We start from the raw sequence: 20,972 nt of genomic DNA, 5'->3' as shown, positions 1-20,972 counted from the left end.
AATTCAATATCCCCCTTTGTATGTAAATATCAATTCATCTAAAATAGCAAGGCTACATACTCTATATTACATTAGATTCACTCCTATGAAAATGGTATTTAATAGGAAGCCAACGAAGGAGTATCGAAAAAACAAAAGAACAAATGCTTCTTTTATGCATTTATTCTTTTATTTGTTTAAAAAGTCATGAATATAATAGGCCAACTGAAAATGAAAGCAGTCTTCCTGGTTATTTAAGCTATATCCCGTTAGTTGTTCTATTTTCTCTAAACGATATTTTAGTGTGTTCCTATGAATAAAAAGCTGTTTGGCTGTAGTATGCATACTTCTTCCATTATCTAAAAATTTTTCCAGCGTATCAATTAAATGGGTTTCGTTGATTTTATCATATTCGTATAGGGGAAAAAGCATATTTTTATGAATTTTTCTTAATACATCTAAGTTTTTTACTTCCCATAACAAAGAAAAAATCCCCATCTCTTCATAAAATACAATTTGATTCTTCAATTTTTTTTGATTTGATATCTTTAGTGCTTGCCTTGCTTCTTCCATACTCTTCTTATATTGAGAAAGTTGACTATACTTCGTACCTATACCAACACTAGTAGTTAATCCAATTTTTTGTTGAATTTTTTCTTGTAGCAAAGACAGTGTTTCTCTTAACATTTGTTTGTTAAAAATCTCTCCATTCACCAGCATAAACATAGCATCGTTAAGAAAAAGAGAAAAACCTTTATAGGTATCCATGGAATATTCTTCTATTATTTGACGAATTTGTTTTTTCAGAGGCAGTATAGTGCTTTCTTTTATTTGGTTATCTCTAATAAAGCTGGAAAGATTATCTAGTTTTATTACCACCACTCTATGACTTTGATCAAAATCAAACCCAATGCGTGCCGCTTGTTCTTCCAGGCTCTTTGAACCTTCCCTTTCAAAAAAAAGAATCTGTTGTAAAAACTGCTCTACATCATTATATTGTTTTTCTCGATGAACAAGGTGCGTACAAATATCCTGTGTCACTTCTACTAAAGGTACTTCCCATGGCAACGCAAACAAAGGAATGTTCAATTTATTCGCTCGTTCTATTACAGAAATAGGTATTTCTCCAATATAGGGTCCTATAAATACAATGAGCCCTGCTAAGTTTTTTTCATAAATCTTTTCTATTAATTCAAGAAAAATCGTTTCTTCATTTCTAATCCCTATTCCTGTGATAATCACCAATTCTCCACCATATAACCATTGTGTAAGTTCTGTAACATCTTCTATCACTTCAGCTGCATAGACCCACCGAATATTTCTGTGTAATCCTTCTTTTCCTGCTATTAGCTTTAAAGATTTTAAAGAAGGTAGCGTAAACAACTCTTGGCAACAAATTGACATCTTTATCCCTTCTTCCATCAAGAAAATATTTTCTTTCTATTGTAAAATCCCTTGCTTTATAAGGCAAGGGATTTTATAGGTTTTTTATAAACTTTTTTTAATAGCTTCTTTTAGTACATCCATGCCATCTTCTACTTGTTCTTCTGTCATCACCAAAGGTGGTAAAAATCTTAAAACATTACCGTAAATCCCTGCACTAATAAAGATCACGCCTTTTTGCAATGCATAATCAGTAATTTTCTTTATAATTTCTGGATAAGGCTCTTTGGTTTCTCTGCTTTTCACAAACTCTATTGCATACATAGCTCCAATACCTCGAACATCTCCAATAACTTCAAAATCTTTCTTCATACTTTGCAGCATTTTCTCTAGCTGTTTTCCTATCCTTTGTGCTTTTGCAAGCATATTTTCTGCTTCAATCACCTTTAAAACCTCTAATGCCGCTTCACAACCTAAAGGACTGCCTCCATAGGTTCCTCCTATTTCCCCAACTCCTGGCGCATCCATAATTTCAGCTTTTCCCACAACAGCACTAATAGGAATACCTGCACCAAGACTTTTAGACAAAGTCATTAAATCAGGGTCCAAACCACATCCTTCACTGGCAAACAAAGTACCAGTTCTAGCAAATCCAGATTGTATCTCATCTACAATGAAAACAATATTATTTTCTTTACAAATCTTTTCTAGCCCTTTTAGAAATGCTGGTGGTTGCAAGATGAATCCACCTTCCCCCTGTATAGGTTCAACAATTAAAGCAGCAATATTATCGGGAGATAATTCTCCTTTTAATAGATTTTTAATTTTTTCTAAACAACCCATCTTACAGTTTTCTCTACCTCCGTAAGAACATCGATAGCAATAGGCCGATGGAATTTTATAGGTTTCTGGAACATAGGGACCAAAACCATTTTTATAGGGATTTACTTTGCTGGTTAAGGTCATAGCCATATAGGTTCTACCATGAAATGCACACTCTAGAGAGATCACCCCTGTTTTTCCGGTATATTTTCTCGCTATTTTGATGGCATTTTCTACAGCTTCAGCACCGCTATTGGCTAACATTGCTTTTCTTTTGCCTATTCCTGGCGCTTTTTTTGCCAGTTTTTCCGCCAGTTTTATATATCCTTCATACATTGTCACATGAAAACAGGGGTGTAGTAAGTTTTCTGCTTGGTTTTGAATAGCTTCGATCACTGCTCCATGCCCATGACCTATATTCTGCATACCAATACCAGCAGCAAAGTCAAGAAATACATTGCCGTCTAAATCCTCTATCAAAGCGCCTTTTGCTGTTTTTGCTACTACGGGAGTAATATTTCCAACTCCTTTTGCCACATATTGTTGTCGCTTTTGAATCCATTCTAAAGATTTATTTCCTGGAATCGTCTTTGTTATTACTTTTCTAGCTGGAATTTCTCCTATGATTATTTTGTCTGTCATACACTTCATTTTATTTTCCTCCATTTCCTATATAGATGTAAATTGTTATATGCCTTCTTCTGCTTCTATTGAGGATTCCTTGAGATAACTTTCTGTATAGGATAGCTTCGCCCAAAGATAGAAAACACCACCTAATACGGTCCACCCAAGAACAATCATCCATTCATATGGCCAAATTAACGCTGCTGGTGCTCCAGGTAAATATAAGACCATCATCCCAAAACTTAATAACACCGCTATAAATCCTACTGCCTTCCCTCTTTTCACTTTGTAGGGTCTTGCCATATCAGGTTCTTTATATCGTAATACTAAGAAGGATAAAGCCACCATAAAGTAAGCTACCACAATTGTTAAGCCACCAGCATCCACCAACCAAACCAACATGCGTCTTCCCAGTAAAGGTGCGAAGGAAGAGAGTATACCAATTAATAAAATAGCATTGGTAGGTGTCTTATATTTTGGGTGCAATTCTCCCAGAAAAGCTGGTAATTGTTTGGAATGAGCCAATGCATAAATCGCTCTACTTCCTCCTACAAAGAAGGAATTCCAGCTGGTGATTATGCCTCCAATACCTGCAATAATCATTGCTTTTGATGCTAAAGAGCTATTAAAGAAAACCGCTTGCATTCCATCAGCTGCAGGTATGCTGGAAACTTCTAATGCCTGTTTTGATAAAGACAATGAAACTCCTAAAATAATCATCACATACCACCCAATAGCCATCGCCACCGATAAAACCAGCACTTTTCCGATTTTTTCAAAAGGCATATCAATTTCTTCTGCCGCTTGAGGAATCACATCAAATCCTACAAACATAAAAGGTGTCATAATAGCAACCGCTAAAATTCCCTTTATCCCGTCAATAAAAAGAGGCTGAATATATTCAGTACTTCCATTCACTACAGATCCTCCGAAAAAGGTCAAACCTACAACCGCCACCATGACGGTAACTGCTCCTTGCATTACTGCCACTGGCTTTACCCCATAATAGTTCAAAATCGTGATCGCAACAGAGCTAATCACCCCCACCAATACCCAGGTTAAATACACATCATATCCCGCCACTGTATACATTTTTACTTGGAGATAGTTAGGAAATAAATATTCTACAACAGTAGGAAAAGCAACTGCCTCAAATGCAACTACAGAAACATAACCTAAAATAATGGCCCAAGTACAGAAGAAGGAAGCATTTCTTCCTAATGCACGTTGGCTAAAAACATGTTCTCCTCCACATTTTGGCATAGCAGCTGTTAGTTCTGCATAAGTAAGACCAACAAATAAAACCATCACACCACCCAGTAAAAATGCAATCATAGCGCCCAAGGTTCCTGCCTTATGAATCCACTCTCCTGCCAATACAACCCAACCCCATCCAATCATAGCACCAAAGGATAAAGCCATCACATCTTTTTGCGACAATACTCTATTAAAATTCTCTGCCTGCTTTTTCATAACACTTCCCCCTTATGTAATAATATTTTGAAGTAGTAATGAACAATCCTATCATTCTTTGTTTTTAAAAATCTTTAGCTTTGTTGAAAATTTATAAGCATGCTGTATATAGCGCTCGTAGGTCTTCTTCTTTACAGGGAGCAGGATGATTGGAGATTGCATAAGTCATTGTTCTCATTGCATTTTCCACCAACCAATCTATATGATCTTCCTTTACACCCAATTGACCTAATGTTACCTGCAAGTCTAATGCCTTCAATAATTTTTCAAAAGTTTTTACACATTGGCGTGCTACCTGATCCTTCGTTATTCCATCTTCCTTAATACCAATCACTTTAGCCATCCTTAAGAATTTTTCTTGGCAATATTTATAAGAAAATTCTAATATTTCTGTAAATAACGCTGCCAATCCTTCCCCATGCGTAACATTTAACAGGCCACTAACAGGGTGTTCCATCCCATGGGGTAACACTACACCTGCCTGATCAATGGCAATCCCACCTATAGTATTAGCATAAGCCACCTTTTCCCAACTTTCGATATCTGTTGGATTTTTATAAACCTTTGGTAAAAACGTAAACAGCAGTCCTATTGCCTCCAAAGCCATTTCTTCTATATCTGGCCTACTATGGTTTGCTAAAAATGCTTCAACCGAATGGGATAAGGCATCAAATCCTGTGGCTGCAATCATAGAAGCAGGTAATGTCATCATTAGTGCTGGATCAACAATAGATACCTTTGGATAAATATATGGGCTTTTTAAGGACTTTTTATCTTTGGTCTCAGGATTTGTCAAAACAGCTAAACTGTCTCCTTCACTTCCTGTACCAGCTGTTGTAGTTACAGCGATGATAGGAAGTGCTCCCTTACCTTCCTTACCAAAAATATAATCAGAAATATCTCCCTCATTGACGGCAGAAAAAGCAATGCATTTTGCGGCGTCCATAGGACTACCTCCACCTAAACCAATCACTATGTCACATTCCTGTTCTTTTAGCAAAGCCACTGCCCTTTTTACTGTGGTAGTGAGGGGATTGGACTCTACTTCGTTGAACACAGTAACATCAATTTCCTCATCTTGCAGATAGCCAATCACCGCATCTAATACACCTGTCTTCTTCGTACTACTGCGCCCTGTAACAATCAATGCACGTTTTCCGTAAGCCTTCGTCAATCCACCAATATTTTTCAAACTTCCTTTTCCAAAAACAAATTTTATTGGAACTTGATTAATTTTTTCTAACATAAGAACTTCCCCTTTCTTTTTTAAACACAAAAACGCCGCAGACATTTTCATGTCAGCGACGTCCTTGTCACTAAAATATAAAATTTTTAGATGAAATATAATTGTAAAAACATTTCATTTTTTAGAATTATTTATTAAACTATACCATAATGCTACTTTCACGTCTATGCACCATTTTTCCAAAAGTGTTTGTGCATTTTGTCACTAGATATCTAAATTCAGTAAAAAAACCAAACAATATATATCCTAGCATTACAAAGGGTATCTCTTAGGGAAATCCATATACATTGGATCCCTTCAGCAGGATTGATTTTCAGAGGCCTTTTCATCTGCTTCTGCCAGGTAAATAAATAAGTAAAAAATGCTATAAACAAATAGGCTTAATACAAAAAAATACAAGGTAAAACGAACAGCCACGCTGTCTATATTGTACAGTAGAAATTTTATCAGTGTCAAAGGGCTAAAGATCACATCCCAAGAATTAAAGCGAATAAATCTTCCCAGATAAATGGCATATCCACTAAGGAAATGAACAGCTATTACAAACATCCATCCTACACCTTTTCCCTTCTTACTCTCGATATATTTATGAAAAATATAAAGCGAGAGGACACTTAAAGCACAACCCAGTAAAACGCCAAAAGTGATTGAAAAAAAATTGTTCCAAGGCAAAAGATCAAAATTGTATAACATCCTGGTTTCGCCAGAATAAGGTTTATAGTTTGGATTTGGATAATAAAACATATCATTACTTAAATGAATGTAGTCCGTTGTTAAATATACTGCATTAGGAAAAAAGAATAGCCATAAGAAGCTTGAAAATAACATAATCATATTTTTACTCCGATAGGATTGCTTTTTAAAATTTTTTCTGAAGATTAATGCAAAAATCATAGGTGCCCAAGCCAATATTAAATTCCATACTAAGTAATACGTATTAAATGATCCTCCAAGTATCATCCAAACCACCAATGCTATGGAAAGACCAGCTAATATTTTTGTTACATTGCTGATTCTTCTATTCATTTTTTCACTCCTTAGGGGGGATTTTTCTATAAATTACTCCTTATATCTAAAATATCATATTTCCATCCATAATAAAACGAAACTTAATTCAGAGGAAGTTTTTACGCCCCCCAGTTGTAGACGAATCTACTTCCAGGATGTAGTGCTTGATCCCCCACTTAGTTTGTTCACCTAGAAGTAGGCGCCTTAGCAATTCACTATCGATAGTCATGCTAAGTTCTTTATGGTTAATCCAGATATCCACGCAAATATACTAAAACAAATAATACACATGACAAAACAACTAAGAGAACTCTAATGAATTTAATAATTCCCTTAATGATAACACCTCTCAAATTCATATTTTTTATTTGTTAAATATTATCGATCATGTATTTTACTTGATTACTATCGCTGTTCTACTCTCATCATGCCATTCCACTTTATATTCAAATGCCTCAAATATGTATCTAAAAGGAGCATAACTCCTTCCATCTTTAATTACTGCCTTCGTATCCATACCTACTGTTGTATCATTTACTTTTACATAGTTCATATCTATTGAGACTTCTAATATTGTATCTTCCTTTTTAGCTACAACTGTTTTAGTCTCCTCATCATAAGAAACACCTGCACCTATCATTTCAAGTGGCTTTCTGATAGGGACTAGAACTCTATTGTTTTCATCAATAAAAGGTATTCCCATATTATCTTCTCTTTTAAATACTAATTCTGAATCATCTACTACAAAGTATATTTTTTTATTAAGTTCATCGCTAGTCATGGAAGTTACTTCAGTTATAGTATCATTTATTGCCTTTAATAGACTTAATTCATCATTAGTGTCTTCATTGATATCAAAAATCATTATGCCTGATGCATTTTTAAGGGCTAGTCTGGTTTTTTCTTTTATTGTATTTATTCCATTATAGTATGAATCTAAGGGTTCCCCTTCTGCATAATCTCTATATGCGTTTTCCTTATTTTCCAATACTAAATGTCTATACTGTTTCCAGCTCGGTCTTGCATAGAAAGGAACTCCTAGCACTATTTTTTTCTTTTCTAATCCTCTAGTAATCCAGTAATCTATAGAGGTTTTAGAAAACCAATATGGGCTATGTTGTTCATTATTCATATCATAAGCCATTATATTAATCCAATCAAATTCTTCTAAACATTTATCACTAACCGCCTGTGATGCAGAAGGTCCTTCAGTTGCAGACCATGCTCCATTTAATGCAGCAGTCAAATATTTTTGCTTCTCTTTTAATTTCTTACTTAGTCCTAGCACTAATTTTTCATAATTCTGTGAAGATTGACCTAGATCAGGATACTCCCAATCTATCTCTACACCATCTAAATTATATTCATCAACAAAGGAGATTATATTATCTATAAAGATCTCTCTTGTTTCATCCGATGCTGCTATCATTTCAAAGGTTGGATCAAGGGGAAGATTTTGATAGGACCATCCACCTACGGCTATCAGAACATCTACTTCATTTTCATGACTTTTTTTAACTAATTCTTTCAATTTTTCAGGTTTTTCAATTCCTATTAATGAACCGTCTACCGCTGGAATCAAAAAAGCATATGTAATATGAGTAAGTTTATCAAATTGTAAGTTATCTACAGGATCATCAAAGATTTCTGAATAATAGCCAACTACTCTAAACTCTTTAGATTCATCTGCAAATATGTAGCTACCGCTTGAAAAAAGTGGTAGGATAAGCGTGTACATAAGGGCAAATATGATTATCCTTTTAAATATCTTGTTCATAACACTTCACCACTCCTTATAAAATCAGAAAATACTAATGTATCAATTTCTTTGATTTTCAATCTTGATTCTGCCTTTATATTCCCATAAAATTAAGACTTTTATTCTCCACATATATCTACCAGTTCGCCCTGAGTGATTATCAAAAGCTCTTCTACTGTGATGGGGACAGCAGTATTGGCAGTTCCAGCAGCAGCATAAACTACATCAAACCGCTCCATGCTTTTATCAATCAGTATTTTTATAGGCGCTTTCAAAGCAAAAGGACATACACCTCCTGGCGGAAATCCTGTCAATTCAATACATTCCTCCGCCTTTGCCATTTTAGGCTTAGCTCCTAAAATCTTTTTTAAAGCGTTGGTATGCACCTTTACATCTCCGCTGGTAACTACCAAGGTTGGTTGCCCCTGAGCTAAAAATAAAATGGATTTTGCTATTTTTCCTACTGTTACCCCCAGCTGGTCTGCTGCCATTTGTGCTGTTTTAGTACTACCTTCTTCAAATTCTATTACTTTTAATTCTATCGGTAAGGCTTCTATATAGTCCTTCACCCTTTGTAACACTTCTTCCATCAGCTTACTCAACTCCTTTTTGTTATATTTACTTATATTTACATAATTTATCATCATATATTATATCAGAAAAACACCCTCCTATATGAATCGTTTTGATTAAACATTCATATAAAAAGGTGTTCTACTTGCACATCCATAACTCAGAGGATTAAAATTCAACATACGTCAATGCTTATAAAAAATTTGTATGTATGTCATTATTCAACAATCCACAAAAACCTTTATAAACATTGAACTTTCATATCTTTTAAGCTTCCTTCCAATTATAATGTACCGCTTGTACATCATCATTATCTTCAAGCATATCGATTAATTTTTCCATTTTCTTCGCATCTGCTTCTTGAAGTTCTGCTTGGGTTTGAGGGATGTAGACAATGTCAGCCTCAATAAAGTTATAGCCTTCTTCTAATAACTTATCCTTTACAGCAGGAAAATCTTCTGGTAATGTAATTACTTCATAGGCTTCCTCTTCTGCTATAAAGTCCTCTGCACCAGCATCTAATGCCGCCATCATCAAGGTTTCTTCATCGATAGCATCAGTTTTTTCTATAATAATTTGTCCTTTTCTATCAAACATGAAAGAAACACAACCTGTGGTACCTAGGTTTCCCCCGTTTTTGTCAAAAGCATGTCTTACTTCTCCAGCAGTTCTATTTCTATTGTCTGTTAAAGCTTCTACAACAACAGCTACACCACTTGGTCCATAGCCTTCATAAATGATGTTTTCATATTTGTCTCCACCAGCATCACCCGCTGCTTTTTTTATAGCTCTATCTATGTTATCATTTGGCATATTACCTGCTTTAGCTTTGTCTATGGCACTTTTTAAGCTAGCATTATATTCAGGGTCTGTTCCCCCTTCTCGCGCTGCTACAGTTATCAATCTAGCAAGCTTTGTGTAGATCTTTGCTCTTTTGGAATCTTGCTTTGCCTTCCTATCTTTAATATTACCAATTCGACCCATTCTCATTCGCTCCTTCTCTATATGAACTTCTTCTATGAATTTTTATCAAATAAATTTTATCACAACTATCGCTGCTAATCAATTTATATATTGATTTTTGGGCTAGGAGGCATCTGTCTTTTGTGTTGAGAAGATTTATGTAATCGATCAATAATCTCCTTATCTTTTTCATCAATAGATTTACCATCTAGATATTGATCAATACTCCTATAAGTAACCCCCATCTCTATTTCATCAGTTTGTCCTTCCCATAATCCAGCTGAAGGGGCTCTATCTAAAATTGCTTGAGGCACAGCTAAAGCTTCAGCCCATTGATATACTTCACATTTTTTTAATGAAGCTATAGGTAATAAGTCTACACCGCCATCCCCATATTTCGTAAAATAACCAGTATGTACTTCCGCAGCATTATCTGTTCCAACAACCAAATAGTGAAGATTATTCGCTATAGAATAAAGAGTACTCATTCTGAGTCTTGCTCTTAGATTAGCATCCATCATTCTTAGATTATTTTCATTATACTGTCCTGTTCTCTTTAATTCATCTAGTACTTTTCCCATAATATCTTCATGCTGCTGACTCAAATCAATTGTTAGATAAGAAATGTCACAAGTATTCGCTACTAAGCTTCCATCCTCTACATCCTTTAAGGTACTTTTTATCGGCAAGATTACTCCCATAGAGTTATCGGGAAAGGCTTTTTTTATTAGATTCGCTACTACTGCAGAATCAATACCCCCTGATATCCCTACCACTAGCCCCTTGGTGCCAGAAGACTTGACTTGTTCTCTAAGCCAATCTACAACAATTTTTATCTTTTCTTGTATTTCTTTGCTGCTAGACATGATAATCTCCCTTCCTATTCTTTATTTATATACTTTTTCTACTGAAATAACTCTGTACTCAAATACCTTTCACCACAAGAGGGGATTATTGCAACTACTTTTTTCCCTTCCCCTAATTTTTTTGCTACTTGTAGCGCTGCATGAATAGCAGCTCCAGAGGATATACCTACTAGTATTCCCTCTATGGCTGCCATTTTTCTTGCTACTTCCATGGCTACTGCATCTTCTACTTTGATAATTTCATCAATGATTGCTTCATTTAAAATAACAGGTGTAAACCCTGCACCTATCCCTTGGATTTTATGAGGACCAGCTTCCCCACCTGAAAGAACTGGTGATTTTGACGGCTCTACAGCTATAATTTTAATGTTTTTGTTTTTTTCTTTTAGTATCTCTCCTACGCCCGTCAATGTGCCACCTGTACCAACCCCTGCTACAAACCCGTCTATTTCCCCTTCCATCTGTTCCCATATCTCTTTTGCAGTGAATCTCCTATGAACTTCAGTGTTTGCAGGATTTTCAAATTGTTGTGGCATAAAGTAATTGGAATTTTGTTCAACAAGCTCTTGCGCTTTATCGATGGCTCCTTTCATTCCCTTTTCACCAGGTGTAAGTAGGATTTCAGCACCATAAGCCTTCAATAATTTTCTTCTCTCTATGCTCATTGTTTCAGGCATAACTAGGATAATAGAATAGCCTTTAGCAGCAGCAATCATAGCTAACCCTATCCCAGTATTGCCACTAGTGGGTTCTATAATAGTAGAATCTTTCTTTAGTTTTCCCTCTTTTTCTGCAGCTTCTATCATGCTTAAAGCAATTCTATCTTTTATGCTACTCCCAGGATTAAAAAATTCTAGCTTTAGATAAACATCTGCCATACCCATCTCCACAATTCGATTTAACTTTACCATTGGTGTATTACCAATCAATTCGTAGATATAATTGGCTTTTTTCATAACGAATCTTCCCCTCTCTACTATTTAGACTTCTAAAAAACATTATATGCTTATTATCCATCACTGTAAATAAACTATGGTGAATAGTTTCATATTATATGGTTAAATTAATTTTATCTGAATATGAAATCTAAGCAATTTCATCTAAGTTTTTTTAGTTATTATCTTCTCTTGGGGTGGTTATCGTTATGAAGGGTGTTTATTGGCTTAAAATTATAGGCATAGGATTTATAGCTGGTGTGATTAATGGTTTATTTGGAGCAGGAGGAGGTACAATTATTGTCCCTGCTTTAAATTTTGTTTTTAGCGTTCCGCAACACAAGGCTCATGCTACTGCTATATCCATTATTCTTCCCTTTGCTTTGGTTAGCAGCTTTGTTTATTACAGCCAGGGTTTTTCTGCATTAGATGTGACTTGGAAAGTAGCTTTAGGGGGAATAGCAGGAAGCTATATCGGTTCTAGAGCACTAACCCACTTTTCTGATAGCTACTTAAGAAAGATATTTGGCGTTTTTATGATCTTAGCCGCCTTAAGGATGGTGTTTTAATGGCAATATTTATATTAGGGTTATTTGCAGGGATTATTGGAGGCATGGGGATTGGTGGGGGCACGATACTCATCCCTGGATTAATTTTTTTGACGAACTTTAAACAGCAAACAATTCAAAGCATTAATTTAATCTCTTTTATTCCCATTGCTATTGTTGCATTGATTATTCATGTGAAGAATAGAGATGTTTTATTTAAACTTAGCTTACCTATTGTACTCTTTGGTTTATTGGGAGCATGGGCAGGTTCTAAACTAGCTTTAACACTACCTTCTTCTAGCTTAAGACGATTGTTTGGTGTTTTTCTTCTGATTATGGGGGTTTATGAAATTTTGTATAAAGATAAGGTGCCAAGAGAGAAATAACTTTGCTTGGTTGTTTTTATCTAAAAAAAGTACCTTTGCACATTATTTCACCCATAAAGTTATAAAGCATGATTTTCTAGATAAAACAGTGTAGGGTAAAAACCTTTACCCTACTGATCTAATGCCACCAAAACACAATCATAATAAACGATATTTAGATTATACGCTTCTGCTTTGTTAATAGTCTCCTCATCAAAGGTACCCGGTTGAAACCAAACATAGGGTATTTCTAAGTCTTTAATTTCCTCCAGCACCACCTTACTGATATTGGGGCGAACCACCATATCAACACATTCTGGTTTTTCAGGCAGATCCTTAAGTGAAGAATAGATTTTACTTCCCTCTATTTCCTGACAGTTAGGGTTAATTCCATAAACAGTGTAACCACGCTCTTTTAGTTTTTTATAAATTTTGTATCCGAACTTTTTTGTATCTGGAGTAGCTCCAACAACAGCCCAAACTTTCTTTTCTAGCATTTCTTTTTTATTTTTTTCAATAATATCCATAGTTTTCCTCCTAAAATCTAAATTTGCTCTTTTCACTTAGATATTCTATATTATTCTTATCAAAAGATAATTTGATTATCCAATTCAGTAAGATATTTCTCTTCATTTTCTATGATTTCACATCGAGCATTTGTCCATTCTATCATTTGTTTTTTAAATAAATCCACCTCATCTAAAAGGATATAGACAAAAAAATGTACTGCATCATCATATTCGGTATTTTGTAATAAGTATCCCTTTTGTAAGATTTCATTTTGAACTTTCCCTAACAAAGTATAGTCTATTTTTATATGTATCCTTCTATAGAGCCGCTTGGTAACTATTTTTCCATCATCCAATGCTATTTTAGCTCCCTTTGTGTAGGCTCTTACCAATCCTCCAGCGCCTAGCTTTACACCACCAAAGTACCTGGTTACCACCACTGCTACATTTCGTAGATTTTCTTTTTTTATGACTTCTAATACTGGAATACCTGCGGTTCCAGAAGGCTCTCCATCATCGCTGTATCTCTGTATTTCATTATTTCCTCCGACAACATAAGCAGGCACATTATGGGTAGCATCTTTATGTTTTGCTTTGATTTCTCCAATGAATTGAACTGCTTCTTCCTCTGATATAATAGGTTTTGCATAACCTATGAACCTAGACTTCTCAATCACAATTTCTTTAACACCTGCTTCATAAATGGTTCTGTATTCCTTCAACATAACACTTCATTCCTTTTACTATATATTGACCACAAACTGTCTCCCAAACTAATTTTTATCTATTTAAGGATATAATTTGCCTTAATTTATATATAATATCAATTAATAATTATATCATATTTTCTCGCAAAAAGAAGCAGCCTTCGCTGCTTCTTTTTATGTTTATAAAAGTTATACTGCTAGTTTTTCTTTCTTTTCTTTCATAATTTCCTTATATTTTCTATAGGATAAACTAACAAGAGATTGATCTTGACTATAAGTAATTATATCTAAGGCTTCATCTATTGGATAAAATCCTCCTCCCTTAAAGCCTAGTTTGTTGTTTATTTCAAAATCTTTATTTGTTGCCTTCATTATATACCAAGTGATTTGGTTGCATACCGGCTGTTTTCTTGAAATAGAAAAAAATTCGTAACATGTATCTCCCGCTGTTGATAGAATTTCGGCATCGATGCCTGTTTCTACCTTAACACGACTCAAAGCCGCATCAATGGAAGTATCATCATTACGAATTTTACCTTTTGGTAACACCCATTCACTTTTTTCATTTTTTAGGAGAAACACTTGATTTGCATAGAAGACTACCCCACCTGCGCAATTTCTAAAAATCATGGTTAAAACCTCCTTAAGAATTATTTTTAGTTTTTTAATTGCTATTATTGTTATTATCTACTATCATACACTAATTTAAACAAATTTACAATATTTTTTCAGAATATTTACTCAAATTTTCTTGTAACTTTTATTTCCTTTACTATATAGTGTATTCCATTTTTTTGAAATGATTCAAAAAAAATTTAGCATAAATATTTCCCCTCATGAGGGGGAATATTTATGCTAAATGAAACTCTTTATATTTTTCATAGTAGTTTTCTTCTATATTAACATTTAAGACAATACCAGATTCTTGATACTCTGTAGATAATACTTCCGCTTCTTTGTGTAATTGGGAAACAATATTTCCTTTATTGTAGGGAATCAACAAACTTATTTCAAGTATTTTTTTACCAATCATATTATCTATCATACGTATTAATTGATCTAAATTCTTGCCGGTGATTGCAGAAATAGAAATGGCGTTTTCACTTTTAGGCGCTTCTGATAGATCTTGCAGCAAATCACACTTATTGAAAACGTCAATAATTTTTTTGTTATCCACGCCTAACTCCTTTAATACTTTTAAAGTTGTTAGTTTTTGCAGTTCATAGTTTTGATTGGATGCATCAATAACATGGATTAATAGGTCTGCATATTTTACTTCTTCTAATGTCGACTTAAAAGCATCTACTAAATCATGCGGCAGCTTGCTAACAAAGCCAACAGTATCCGTTAGAAGAAATTCAAATTTGTTCGACAAAATTATTTTTCTTAAAGAAGTATCCAAAGTAGCAAATAGCTGATTCTTTGCATATACTTCTCGCTTTTCATCATAATCCTCACTTTGCCTTAAAAAAGCATTCATTAAAGAAGATTTACCTGCATTTGTATATCCTACTAATGCAACAATAGGAAGATCTGACTTTAATCGTTGCGCTCTCTGGGTTTCCCTAACTTTTTTAACGTCTTTTAACTGTCCCCTTATATCATCAATCCTTCTTAAAATATGTCTCCTATCGGTTTCTAGTTTCATTTCTCCAGGACCTCTGGTACCTATACCTCCCCCTTGCCTAGATAGTTGTTTTCCTAAACCAGTTAATCTTGGAAGGCGGTATTTCAGTTGAGCTAGTTCCACCTGTAGCTTCCCTTCTTTTGTCTGGGCCCTTTGTGCAAATATATCTAGGATTAAAGTAGTTCTGTCAATAACGTCTACCCCAATAACTTCTTCTAAATTCCTTATTTGTGATCCGGATAGCTCATCATTGAAAATAACTAGATCTATTTCATGATGCTTACATAATTCACTTATTTCTTGAACTTTACCCTTTCCTATATAGTAGGCTACATGAACAGCAGGTCTATTCTGCACCACCACAGCAACTACCTCCACCCCAGCAGCCTTTGCTAATTCCTCTAACTCCTCCATAGATTCATCTAAAGATTCATCCTGTACTTTGTTAGAAACACTTAGCCCTACCAACAAACCTCTAATTTGAGGAATTTCCTTTAAAGTTTCTAAATTTTCTCTTTCCATTATGTTCTTCACTCCTATTAACTTTTGCTTTATTTCTATTATCATCATAGCAGAATTTTTATTGGAAGCATATGAATAAATGAACTACATATTACAGTTTGAAGTTTATTTTTTATTGCATCCATCATTTTTAGATGTTTTTAAGAATATATCTTCTGCTGTTGGCCATAGAAGGTTATTTCATTAGTATTATAACTGGAAGATATAATTACTCTTACTATTACAAATTTTTCACTTATACCAGCCATATAACTATAGGTTTTGATATATTAAAAACTGCATTATTTTGGATTTTTTAATGATTATTCTACACTTTATTTGATTTCCTATAGTTTAATGGAGAAAAGCCTGTGATCTCTTTAAACACTCTGCCAAAGTGAGAAATATTTTTAAATCCAACTTTTTCAGCAATATCAATCACTTTATAATTTGTTTCTCTTAATAAACGTTGTGCTTCTCGAATCCGTATGCTATTTATATACTCAATAAAAGTAAATCCCGTTGCCTGCTTAAAGGCTCTGCTTAAATAATATTGACTAATAAAAAACTTTTTCGAAGTAGATGGGAGAGATAGATCATCGCTGTAATTATTATTAATATACTGAACAATTTCAGATATTTTTTCATGCATCGGACTAGGACGTACCAATATATTGTGTCGATTTTCTTCTATATACCTTTTAATATACACTAAAAGTTCCATCAGGCTCGACTGTAAAATAATCTCAAAGCCAATAACTTTATTTTGTATTTCCCGAGCAATTTTATCCAATAGAGCTTCTACATATTGTTGATCTCCTGGGAGAAAAGGAATCACATGATTGTTCCCCGAAAAAAGTTGATACAAAAGCTGCTCCATATAAGGTGATGGCGTAATATAATTTTTGCTAAAGTTAATCAAAATTCTTACATGGTTTGGTGTACCAGCATCTATTGTTTTATGCAAATCATGTTCATTAATTAATACTATATTTCCAGGTTTTACATGGAAAATGCTATCTTTAATAAAGTAATATCTTTCTCCTGATAAAAGATAGTAAAGTTCGTATTGATTATGAAAGTGATTAGAAAACATACTAAAGTGCCCAAGCACTTCACGCTGGGAAAAATAAAATGAATCATCAGGATAATGAAAATCTATATCTGTTTTTTTCATAATAATCACCTATAAAGTATTATAACATTCCTTTGAAAAACAAAAAAGCAAAATAAACATATAAAATTAATATTTTAGCAAAATCTGTGCAGAATTATACAACTTATTGAAGTATAATTATATATACTTATTCGCCAGTAAATATTCTATTCATATTTAACACTGACGAGGAGATTAAGATAGAAGATGGAAAATTTATTGGAGAATACAAAAAACAAGCGAGGATGGACAAAATATGCGTGAAGTTTTAAACAAAAAAGACAGTAAAAGGAGAAAGTTTGTATTAGAAGGAGATATGTGGCAGGTAGTTTTATCTCTATCTCTTCCTCTAGCAGTTTATAATGGCTTTAATCATTTATTTGGATTTTTAGATACAATGATGGCAGCTCATATAGGATCAGAAGTTGTTTCTGCTATTGCTTATCTTTCTCAAATCAAAACAATGATTGCAGCAATAGGCGCCGGTTTAGCTGTTGGAGGAGGGATTATTGTTGCAAGATACTATGGTGCTGGTGATATAAAAAATGCAAAAAAGTATGTAAATACATTACTATTTTTAGCAATAAGTATTGGTGTTATACTACTAGCCTTTATGCTTCCCTTTATTAAACCAATCCTTAGAATGGCTAACACCCCTGAGGAGCTTATCTATGTTGGTAGTAATTACTTTGCTGTTGAAATCATTATGATTATTGCTATTTTTATCAATAGTGTATATATAGCTGTAGAAAAGGCGAAAGGTAATACAAAAATCATTCTGCATCTAAATTTAATGGTGCTTGGAATAAAGCTAATTCTTACATCATTATTTGTATATGTTTTTAATTTTGGCATTACCATGATGGCTATAGCTACCTTATTAGCACATTTGTCATTAACAATCATAGGTATCTCCAATATGTTGAGGGCTGATAATGTCTTTAGACTATCTCTCAAAAGCATAGATTTATCTCCAAAAACTCTATGGCCCATCATAAATCTTGCTCTGCCGATCTTTTTTGAAAAGTTTACCTTTAGCTTTGGTAAAGTGATTGTAAATTCCATGAGCACGCTTTATGGGAGCATGGTGGTTGGTGCTCTTGGTATTTCCAATAATGTTGCTGGTATTGCAACCAGTGTAGCCAATGGTTTTCAAGATGGAGAAGCATCCATTATCAGTCAAAATTTAGGTAATAAAAACTTTGATAGGGCATTAGAGGCTTTTAAGAAAACACTTATTGTGTGTTTAGCTATCGGAGGAATAGGCATGCTGTTGACAGGTATTTTCATAGACCTTATCATCAGGATCTTTGCTAAAGGTGATTTGCAGTTTGCACAGGAAATAAAAAACATATTAAAATATGAAATTATCGCTTTAACAACATTGACAATTACCTCTGCTGTTATGGGTCTACTTTATGGTTTTGGGTATACGAAATTAACATTAGTCATCAATTTTCTTCGTCTATTTTTATTTAGAATACCAACTTTGTATCTACTGCAACGGTTTAGTAGTTTAGGTAGTGAAAGTGTAGGTATTGCTATGATGATTAGTAATGGTTTGGTAGGCATTACATCTATCGCCGTATGTTTCATTGTCATTCAAAAAATGAAAAGGGAAGGTGGAAATTATTTAATTCTTGTTGCTGATTCATAAAGTCCTTTTCTTAATAAGCATTTCTGTCTAAAATAAAAGCTGGAAATTAATCCAGCTTTTCCTGCTTCTCGTTAGCCATCTGTCTTTCTGCCTCTTCAATTATTTCTTTAGGTATAAGATCTCCAGAGTCTACATACATAAATTCATCATCTATATAATAATCATCCTCTGGTGTCCCTATTTCAGCACTCATTTCTTGTTTAAAATCTTCCATAGCTTTTACAGCATTAGGATCTAATATTTTTCTTCTAGTCAAAGCAAGTCACCTCTTTTGGATTTAATTAATACTATTTTTTGTACGATATCTATTTAAATACTAGGTAATTAAAGGTGTTATTTTCAAAAAATAAAAAGTAATCATTGTTGCTTGATTTAACTGAAACTTATTATAATTGTATCGAATTACCATCCTTGCTCAGCATATTTACTTTATTTTTTACACATTCTATAAGATACAAAGCTAGTATAAACCAAAGTTAAAAGGAGTCGAGAAGATTGGCTAAAAATAAACTTGTTATACCCGAAGCTCGTCAAGCTTTAGAACAGTTCAAAACAGAAGTTGCTCATGAATTTGGCGTAAATGATCCGAGATCTTTGGCGTCAAATCATACTGGATATATTGTAAGAAAATTAGTTGAGATGGGGGAAAAGCAACTAATAAATAATAATAAAAATAATTAGCAGAGAGCTGTATAAACTTCTTTCATTGTTATAGAAAAATACTACTTTCATTGATTAAGAAAGTGGTATTTTTCTATAAATTTACAGTTTCTTAGAATACCTTTTAAGTGCCTCGCCAATATTATTACTTATCGAACAATTTCATTTAATTTTTCCAAATACCTGGTTTAAAAAATCTGCACAAATATATACTTTTACTAAACTATGAGATTTGTGCATACTAAAACATTGTTTTACCCTGAAGATTCTCACTCCATTCCATCAGAAACGCCAAAGCCTTATCATCTGCCTATTGCAGAAGATACAATCTGTGGTTCCCTGTTAGGGAGGGTTTTGTGCTGACATAAGGCATTCTTTCCACAAGTAACCCCATGCCAAGCGGTGTTACAGAGCTAAAACTAACTTATGCTCTTTATATTTTAATGCTTTTTGGACAACATTCCATGTTTTCCATGCATGATTTTGCTTGAAATCATCAATATTTCTTAATAGCATACCTAAAAATTTTCTTTGAGATTTGCCACTTTCACTTTTTTTATAGGTTTCTTCCATTGAACCCAATGTTTTAATGATATGTGGCTTTACTTCATTTTTAAGTATTTTAATTAACTCTTTAGGTAGTTTTTCAACAAAACCTAGACCTCTTCTGCCAATCACAAAACTAGCTGCCTCATGCACCGATAACCCATAAATTTTTGAATATTTGTATTTACCTATTACAGAGGTATAAGCGGGATTTACTTTTTTAATTAAAAAGCCATGTCTTAATGCTCTATGAGTAAGTGCATTCACTAACTTTTGCTTAGCAAAATTACTAGTTAGTCTATTAAATTTTTTATTTGTATCGTGATCTTGGCTAAACTTTAAATCTTCAATTACGATAGCACCAATATTTTCACTAAGTGAATCATCTATAACCTCTTTAGCGGTTTCACCCGCTAAGTTACTTCTTCTGTTTGACTTTACATATTCCATCTCATGATAATAAAAAACTTTGCTTTTTAAGAAATTTCCCTCTTTAGACAGGATAGTTAAAGCGATCCTGTCTATATTAATATCTATACCCGCAACCTTATCATCTACAGGAAGTTCACTAAATCCAAGCTCTCTACCTGAAACCTCTTCTTCAATAGTTAAGTGAACATAGTATTCATTCTTTTTTCTTATTATTTGTATTGTATATGGCTTATAGATGTCTACTTGTTTTTTAGTCTTAACATTATAGCCCTTATCTGGAATTATTGTATCTATCACTTTATTAAAGAATTTATCAGGAATGCTAACCTCTGCTTTAATTCTAGGACTACGGTTATTTTTATCTTTAGTTTTAAGCGTATCAGCTATTTCTATATAAAATTTATCTTTTTCATAAACAAGCCTAATATTAAGATTACCTGATTTAGCCTTATCTCCCCTAGAGTATGCATGGTTTGAGCGAAGTTCTTTCCACTCTTTATTAGAAATTTTGCCTTCCATTCTTTTAAAGAAGTTTTTCCTACCTCCAAATATAACCTTTGGAATAATGCCTTTTTCTTGACATTCCCTTAAGTATAATTCTCTTTTTTGTAGCTTTTCTAAACGCATAGATAA

The 20,972-nt window shown here is 33.7% G+C and carries 21 protein-coding genes; 4 read left to right on the top strand and 17 right to left on the bottom strand.

The features are described 5' to 3' along the window. Positions 1-168: 168 nt before the first annotated feature. The 10 genes from BJL90_RS13790 to cysK all read right to left on the bottom strand — a co-directional run bounded on the left by BJL90_RS13790 (position 169) and on the right by cysK (position 11,652). Positions 169-1,401: a PucR family transcriptional regulator gene (locus BJL90_RS13790; protein ID WP_081562005.1), complete on the bottom strand. Its 1,233-nt coding sequence runs from the start codon at positions 1,399-1,401 to the stop codon at positions 169-171. A 66-nt stretch (positions 1,402-1,467) separates the two neighbouring features. Next, positions 1,468-2,835 carry a 4-aminobutyrate--2-oxoglutarate transaminase gene (gene gabT, locus BJL90_RS13785; protein ID WP_472234730.1) on the bottom strand — a complete coding sequence of 456 codons (1,368 nt, stop codon included), beginning with the start codon at positions 2,833-2,835 and terminating at the stop codon, positions 1,468-1,470. 36 nt (positions 2,836-2,871) lie between these two features. Next, complete coding sequence (locus BJL90_RS13780) at positions 2,872-4,281, bottom strand: APC family permease (protein ID WP_070969099.1); 1,410 nt, start codon at positions 4,279-4,281, stop codon at positions 2,872-2,874. 91 nt (positions 4,282-4,372) lie between these two features. Beyond that, positions 4,373-5,527, bottom strand: coding sequence for an iron-containing alcohol dehydrogenase (locus BJL90_RS13775; RefSeq protein WP_070969096.1), 1,155 nt, complete (start codon positions 5,525-5,527; stop codon positions 4,373-4,375). A 297-nt stretch (positions 5,528-5,824) separates the two neighbouring features. Further along, complete coding sequence (locus tag BJL90_RS13770) at positions 5,825-6,553, bottom strand: DUF1361 domain-containing protein (RefSeq protein ID WP_070969093.1); 729 nt, start codon at positions 6,551-6,553, stop codon at positions 5,825-5,827. Positions 6,554-6,929: 376 nt separating this feature from the next. Next, positions 6,930-8,312, bottom strand: coding sequence for a glycosyl hydrolase family 18 protein (locus BJL90_RS13765; protein WP_070969090.1), 1,383 nt, complete (start codon positions 8,310-8,312; stop codon positions 6,930-6,932). A 101-nt stretch (positions 8,313-8,413) separates the two neighbouring features. Further along, positions 8,414-8,938: a YbaK/EbsC family protein gene (locus BJL90_RS13760; RefSeq protein WP_236904921.1), complete on the bottom strand. Its 525-nt coding sequence runs from the start codon at positions 8,936-8,938 to the stop codon at positions 8,414-8,416. A gap of 196 nt (positions 8,939-9,134) precedes the next feature. Then, a complete protein-coding gene (locus BJL90_RS13755; RefSeq protein ID WP_070969088.1) occupies positions 9,135-9,851 on the bottom strand; it encodes a YebC/PmpR family DNA-binding transcriptional regulator in 717 nt (238 codons plus the stop codon). Positions 9,852-9,934: 83 nt separating this feature from the next. Next, positions 9,935-10,696, bottom strand: coding sequence for an NAD(+) synthase (gene nadE, locus BJL90_RS13750; protein WP_205684242.1), 762 nt, complete (start codon positions 10,694-10,696; stop codon positions 9,935-9,937). 38 nt (positions 10,697-10,734) lie between these two features. Then, complete coding sequence (cysK, locus tag BJL90_RS13745; RefSeq protein WP_070969085.1) at positions 10,735-11,652, bottom strand: cysteine synthase A; 918 nt, start codon at positions 11,650-11,652, stop codon at positions 10,735-10,737. Positions 11,653-11,840: 188 nt separating this feature from the next. On the opposite strand from cysK, the gene BJL90_RS13740 reads away from it, so the two are divergent. Further along, positions 11,841-12,200 (top strand): sulfite exporter TauE/SafE family protein, encoded by a 360-nt coding sequence (locus tag BJL90_RS13740; protein WP_070969081.1) that lies wholly within the window; start codon positions 11,841-11,843, stop codon positions 12,198-12,200. Then, the gene (locus tag BJL90_RS13735; RefSeq protein WP_070969078.1) at positions 12,200-12,565 is read left to right on the top strand and encodes a sulfite exporter TauE/SafE family protein; all 366 of its coding nucleotides are present in this window, start codon (positions 12,200-12,202) and stop codon (positions 12,563-12,565) included. Before BJL90_RS13740 ends, BJL90_RS13735 begins: the two co-directional genes overlap by 1 nt. Before the next feature lie 110 nt (positions 12,566-12,675). Here the strand turns inward: BJL90_RS13735 and BJL90_RS13730 are convergent, their stop codons facing one another. The 5 genes from BJL90_RS13730 to BJL90_RS13710 all read right to left on the bottom strand — a co-directional run bounded on the left by BJL90_RS13730 (position 12,676) and on the right by BJL90_RS13710 (position 17,065). Then, the gene (locus BJL90_RS13730; protein WP_070969076.1) at positions 12,676-13,071 is read right to left on the bottom strand and encodes a CoA-binding protein; all 396 of its coding nucleotides are present in this window, start codon (positions 13,069-13,071) and stop codon (positions 12,676-12,678) included. A 59-nt stretch (positions 13,072-13,130) separates the two neighbouring features. Continuing rightward, the gene (locus BJL90_RS13725) at positions 13,131-13,778 is read right to left on the bottom strand and encodes a YigZ family protein (RefSeq protein ID WP_070969074.1); all 648 of its coding nucleotides are present in this window, start codon (positions 13,776-13,778) and stop codon (positions 13,131-13,133) included. Positions 13,779-13,949: 171 nt separating this feature from the next. After that, on the bottom strand, positions 13,950-14,390 hold the full coding sequence (locus tag BJL90_RS13720) for an NUDIX hydrolase (RefSeq protein WP_070969071.1): 441 nt from the start codon (positions 14,388-14,390) through the stop codon (positions 13,950-13,952). Between the two features lie 220 nt (positions 14,391-14,610). Next, entirely contained in the window at positions 14,611-15,909 is a 1,299-nt protein-coding gene (gene hflX, locus BJL90_RS13715; RefSeq protein ID WP_070969069.1) for a GTPase HflX, read from the bottom strand. A gap of 307 nt (positions 15,910-16,216) precedes the next feature. Then, entirely contained in the window at positions 16,217-17,065 is an 849-nt protein-coding gene (locus BJL90_RS13710; protein ID WP_070969066.1) for an AraC family transcriptional regulator, read from the bottom strand. A gap of 235 nt (positions 17,066-17,300) precedes the next feature. Between BJL90_RS13710 and BJL90_RS13705 the strand changes: the two genes are divergently transcribed. Further along, entirely contained in the window at positions 17,301-18,701 is a 1,401-nt protein-coding gene (locus tag BJL90_RS13705) for an MATE family efflux transporter (RefSeq protein ID WP_070969063.1), read from the top strand. A 46-nt stretch (positions 18,702-18,747) separates the two neighbouring features. On the opposite strand, the gene BJL90_RS13700 is transcribed toward BJL90_RS13705, so the two are convergent. Continuing rightward, entirely contained in the window at positions 18,748-18,957 is a 210-nt protein-coding gene (locus BJL90_RS13700) for a small, acid-soluble spore protein, alpha/beta type (RefSeq protein ID WP_070969060.1), read from the bottom strand. A gap of 239 nt (positions 18,958-19,196) precedes the next feature. Here BJL90_RS13700 and BJL90_RS13695 point away from each other — a divergent pair, with 239 nt between their 5' ends. Continuing rightward, complete coding sequence (locus tag BJL90_RS13695; protein ID WP_070969056.1) at positions 19,197-19,382, top strand: alpha/beta-type small acid-soluble spore protein; 186 nt, start codon at positions 19,197-19,199, stop codon at positions 19,380-19,382. Positions 19,383-19,766: 384 nt separating this feature from the next. Here the strand turns inward: BJL90_RS13695 and BJL90_RS13690 are convergent, their stop codons facing one another. Next, positions 19,767-20,966 (bottom strand): IS200/IS605 family accessory protein TnpB-related protein, encoded by a 1,200-nt coding sequence (locus tag BJL90_RS13690; protein WP_070969053.1) that lies wholly within the window; start codon positions 20,964-20,966, stop codon positions 19,767-19,769. Positions 20,967-20,972 lie beyond the last annotated feature (6 nt).

The sequence above is a fragment of the Clostridium formicaceticum genome, from assembly GCF_001854185.1.
GTDB classification, from domain to species: Bacteria; Bacillota; Clostridia; order Peptostreptococcales; family Natronincolaceae; genus Andreesenella; species Andreesenella formicacetica.
Note: the sequence above shows the minus strand (reverse complement) of the source record. Positions and strands in the feature narration are given on the sequence as shown.

Bases quoted from the DNA above. Each gene is read 5' to 3' on its own strand.
- BJL90_RS13730 (WP_070969076.1), bottom strand. From the start codon at position 13,071: ATGGATATTATTGAAAAAAATAAAAAAGAAATGCTAGAAAAGAAAGTT.
- BJL90_RS13790 (WP_081562005.1), bottom strand. From the start codon at position 1,401: ATGGAAGAAGGGATAAAGATGTCAATTTGTTGCCAAGAGTTGTTTACG.
- BJL90_RS13770 (WP_070969093.1), bottom strand. From the start codon at position 6,553: ATGAATAGAAGAATCAGCAATGTAACAAAAATATTAGCTGGTCTTTCC.
- BJL90_RS13725 (WP_070969074.1), bottom strand. From the start codon at position 13,778: ATGTTGAAGGAATACAGAACCATTTATGAAGCAGGTGTTAAAGAAATT.
- hflX (WP_070969069.1), bottom strand. From the start codon at position 15,909: ATGGAAAGAGAAAATTTAGAAACTTTAAAGGAAATTCCTCAAATTAGA.
- BJL90_RS13740 (WP_070969081.1), top strand. From the start codon at position 11,841: ATGAAGGGTGTTTATTGGCTTAAAATTATAGGCATAGGATTTATAGCT.
- BJL90_RS13755 (WP_070969088.1), bottom strand. From the start codon at position 9,851: ATGGGTCGAATTGGTAATATTAAAGATAGGAAGGCAAAGCAAGATTCC.
- nadE (WP_205684242.1), bottom strand. From the start codon at position 10,696: ATGTCTAGCAGCAAAGAAATACAAGAAAAGATAAAAATTGTTGTAGAT.
- gabT (WP_472234730.1), bottom strand. From the start codon at position 2,835: ATGAAGTGTATGACAGACAAAATAATCATAGGAGAAATTCCAGCTAGA.
- BJL90_RS13710 (WP_070969066.1), bottom strand. From the start codon at position 17,065: ATGAAAAAAACAGATATAGATTTTCATTATCCTGATGATTCATTTTAT.
- cysK (WP_070969085.1), bottom strand. From the start codon at position 11,652: ATGAAAAAAGCCAATTATATCTACGAATTGATTGGTAATACACCAATG.
- BJL90_RS13780 (WP_070969099.1), bottom strand. From the start codon at position 4,281: ATGAAAAAGCAGGCAGAGAATTTTAATAGAGTATTGTCGCAAAAAGAT.
- BJL90_RS13720 (WP_070969071.1), bottom strand. From the start codon at position 14,390: ATGATTTTTAGAAATTGCGCAGGTGGGGTAGTCTTCTATGCAAATCAA.
- BJL90_RS13760 (WP_236904921.1), bottom strand. From the start codon at position 8,938: ATGATAAATTATGTAAATATAAGTAAATATAACAAAAAGGAGTTGAGT.
- BJL90_RS13775 (WP_070969096.1), bottom strand. From the start codon at position 5,527: ATGTTAGAAAAAATTAATCAAGTTCCAATAAAATTTGTTTTTGGAAAA.
- BJL90_RS13735 (WP_070969078.1), top strand. From the start codon at position 12,200: ATGGCAATATTTATATTAGGGTTATTTGCAGGGATTATTGGAGGCATG.
- BJL90_RS13765 (WP_070969090.1), bottom strand. From the start codon at position 8,312: ATGAACAAGATATTTAAAAGGATAATCATATTTGCCCTTATGTACACG.
- BJL90_RS13690 (WP_070969053.1), bottom strand. From the start codon at position 20,966: ATGCGTTTAGAAAAGCTACAAAAAAGAGAATTATACTTAAGGGAATGT.
- BJL90_RS13705 (WP_070969063.1), top strand. From the start codon at position 17,301: ATGCGTGAAGTTTTAAACAAAAAAGACAGTAAAAGGAGAAAGTTTGTA.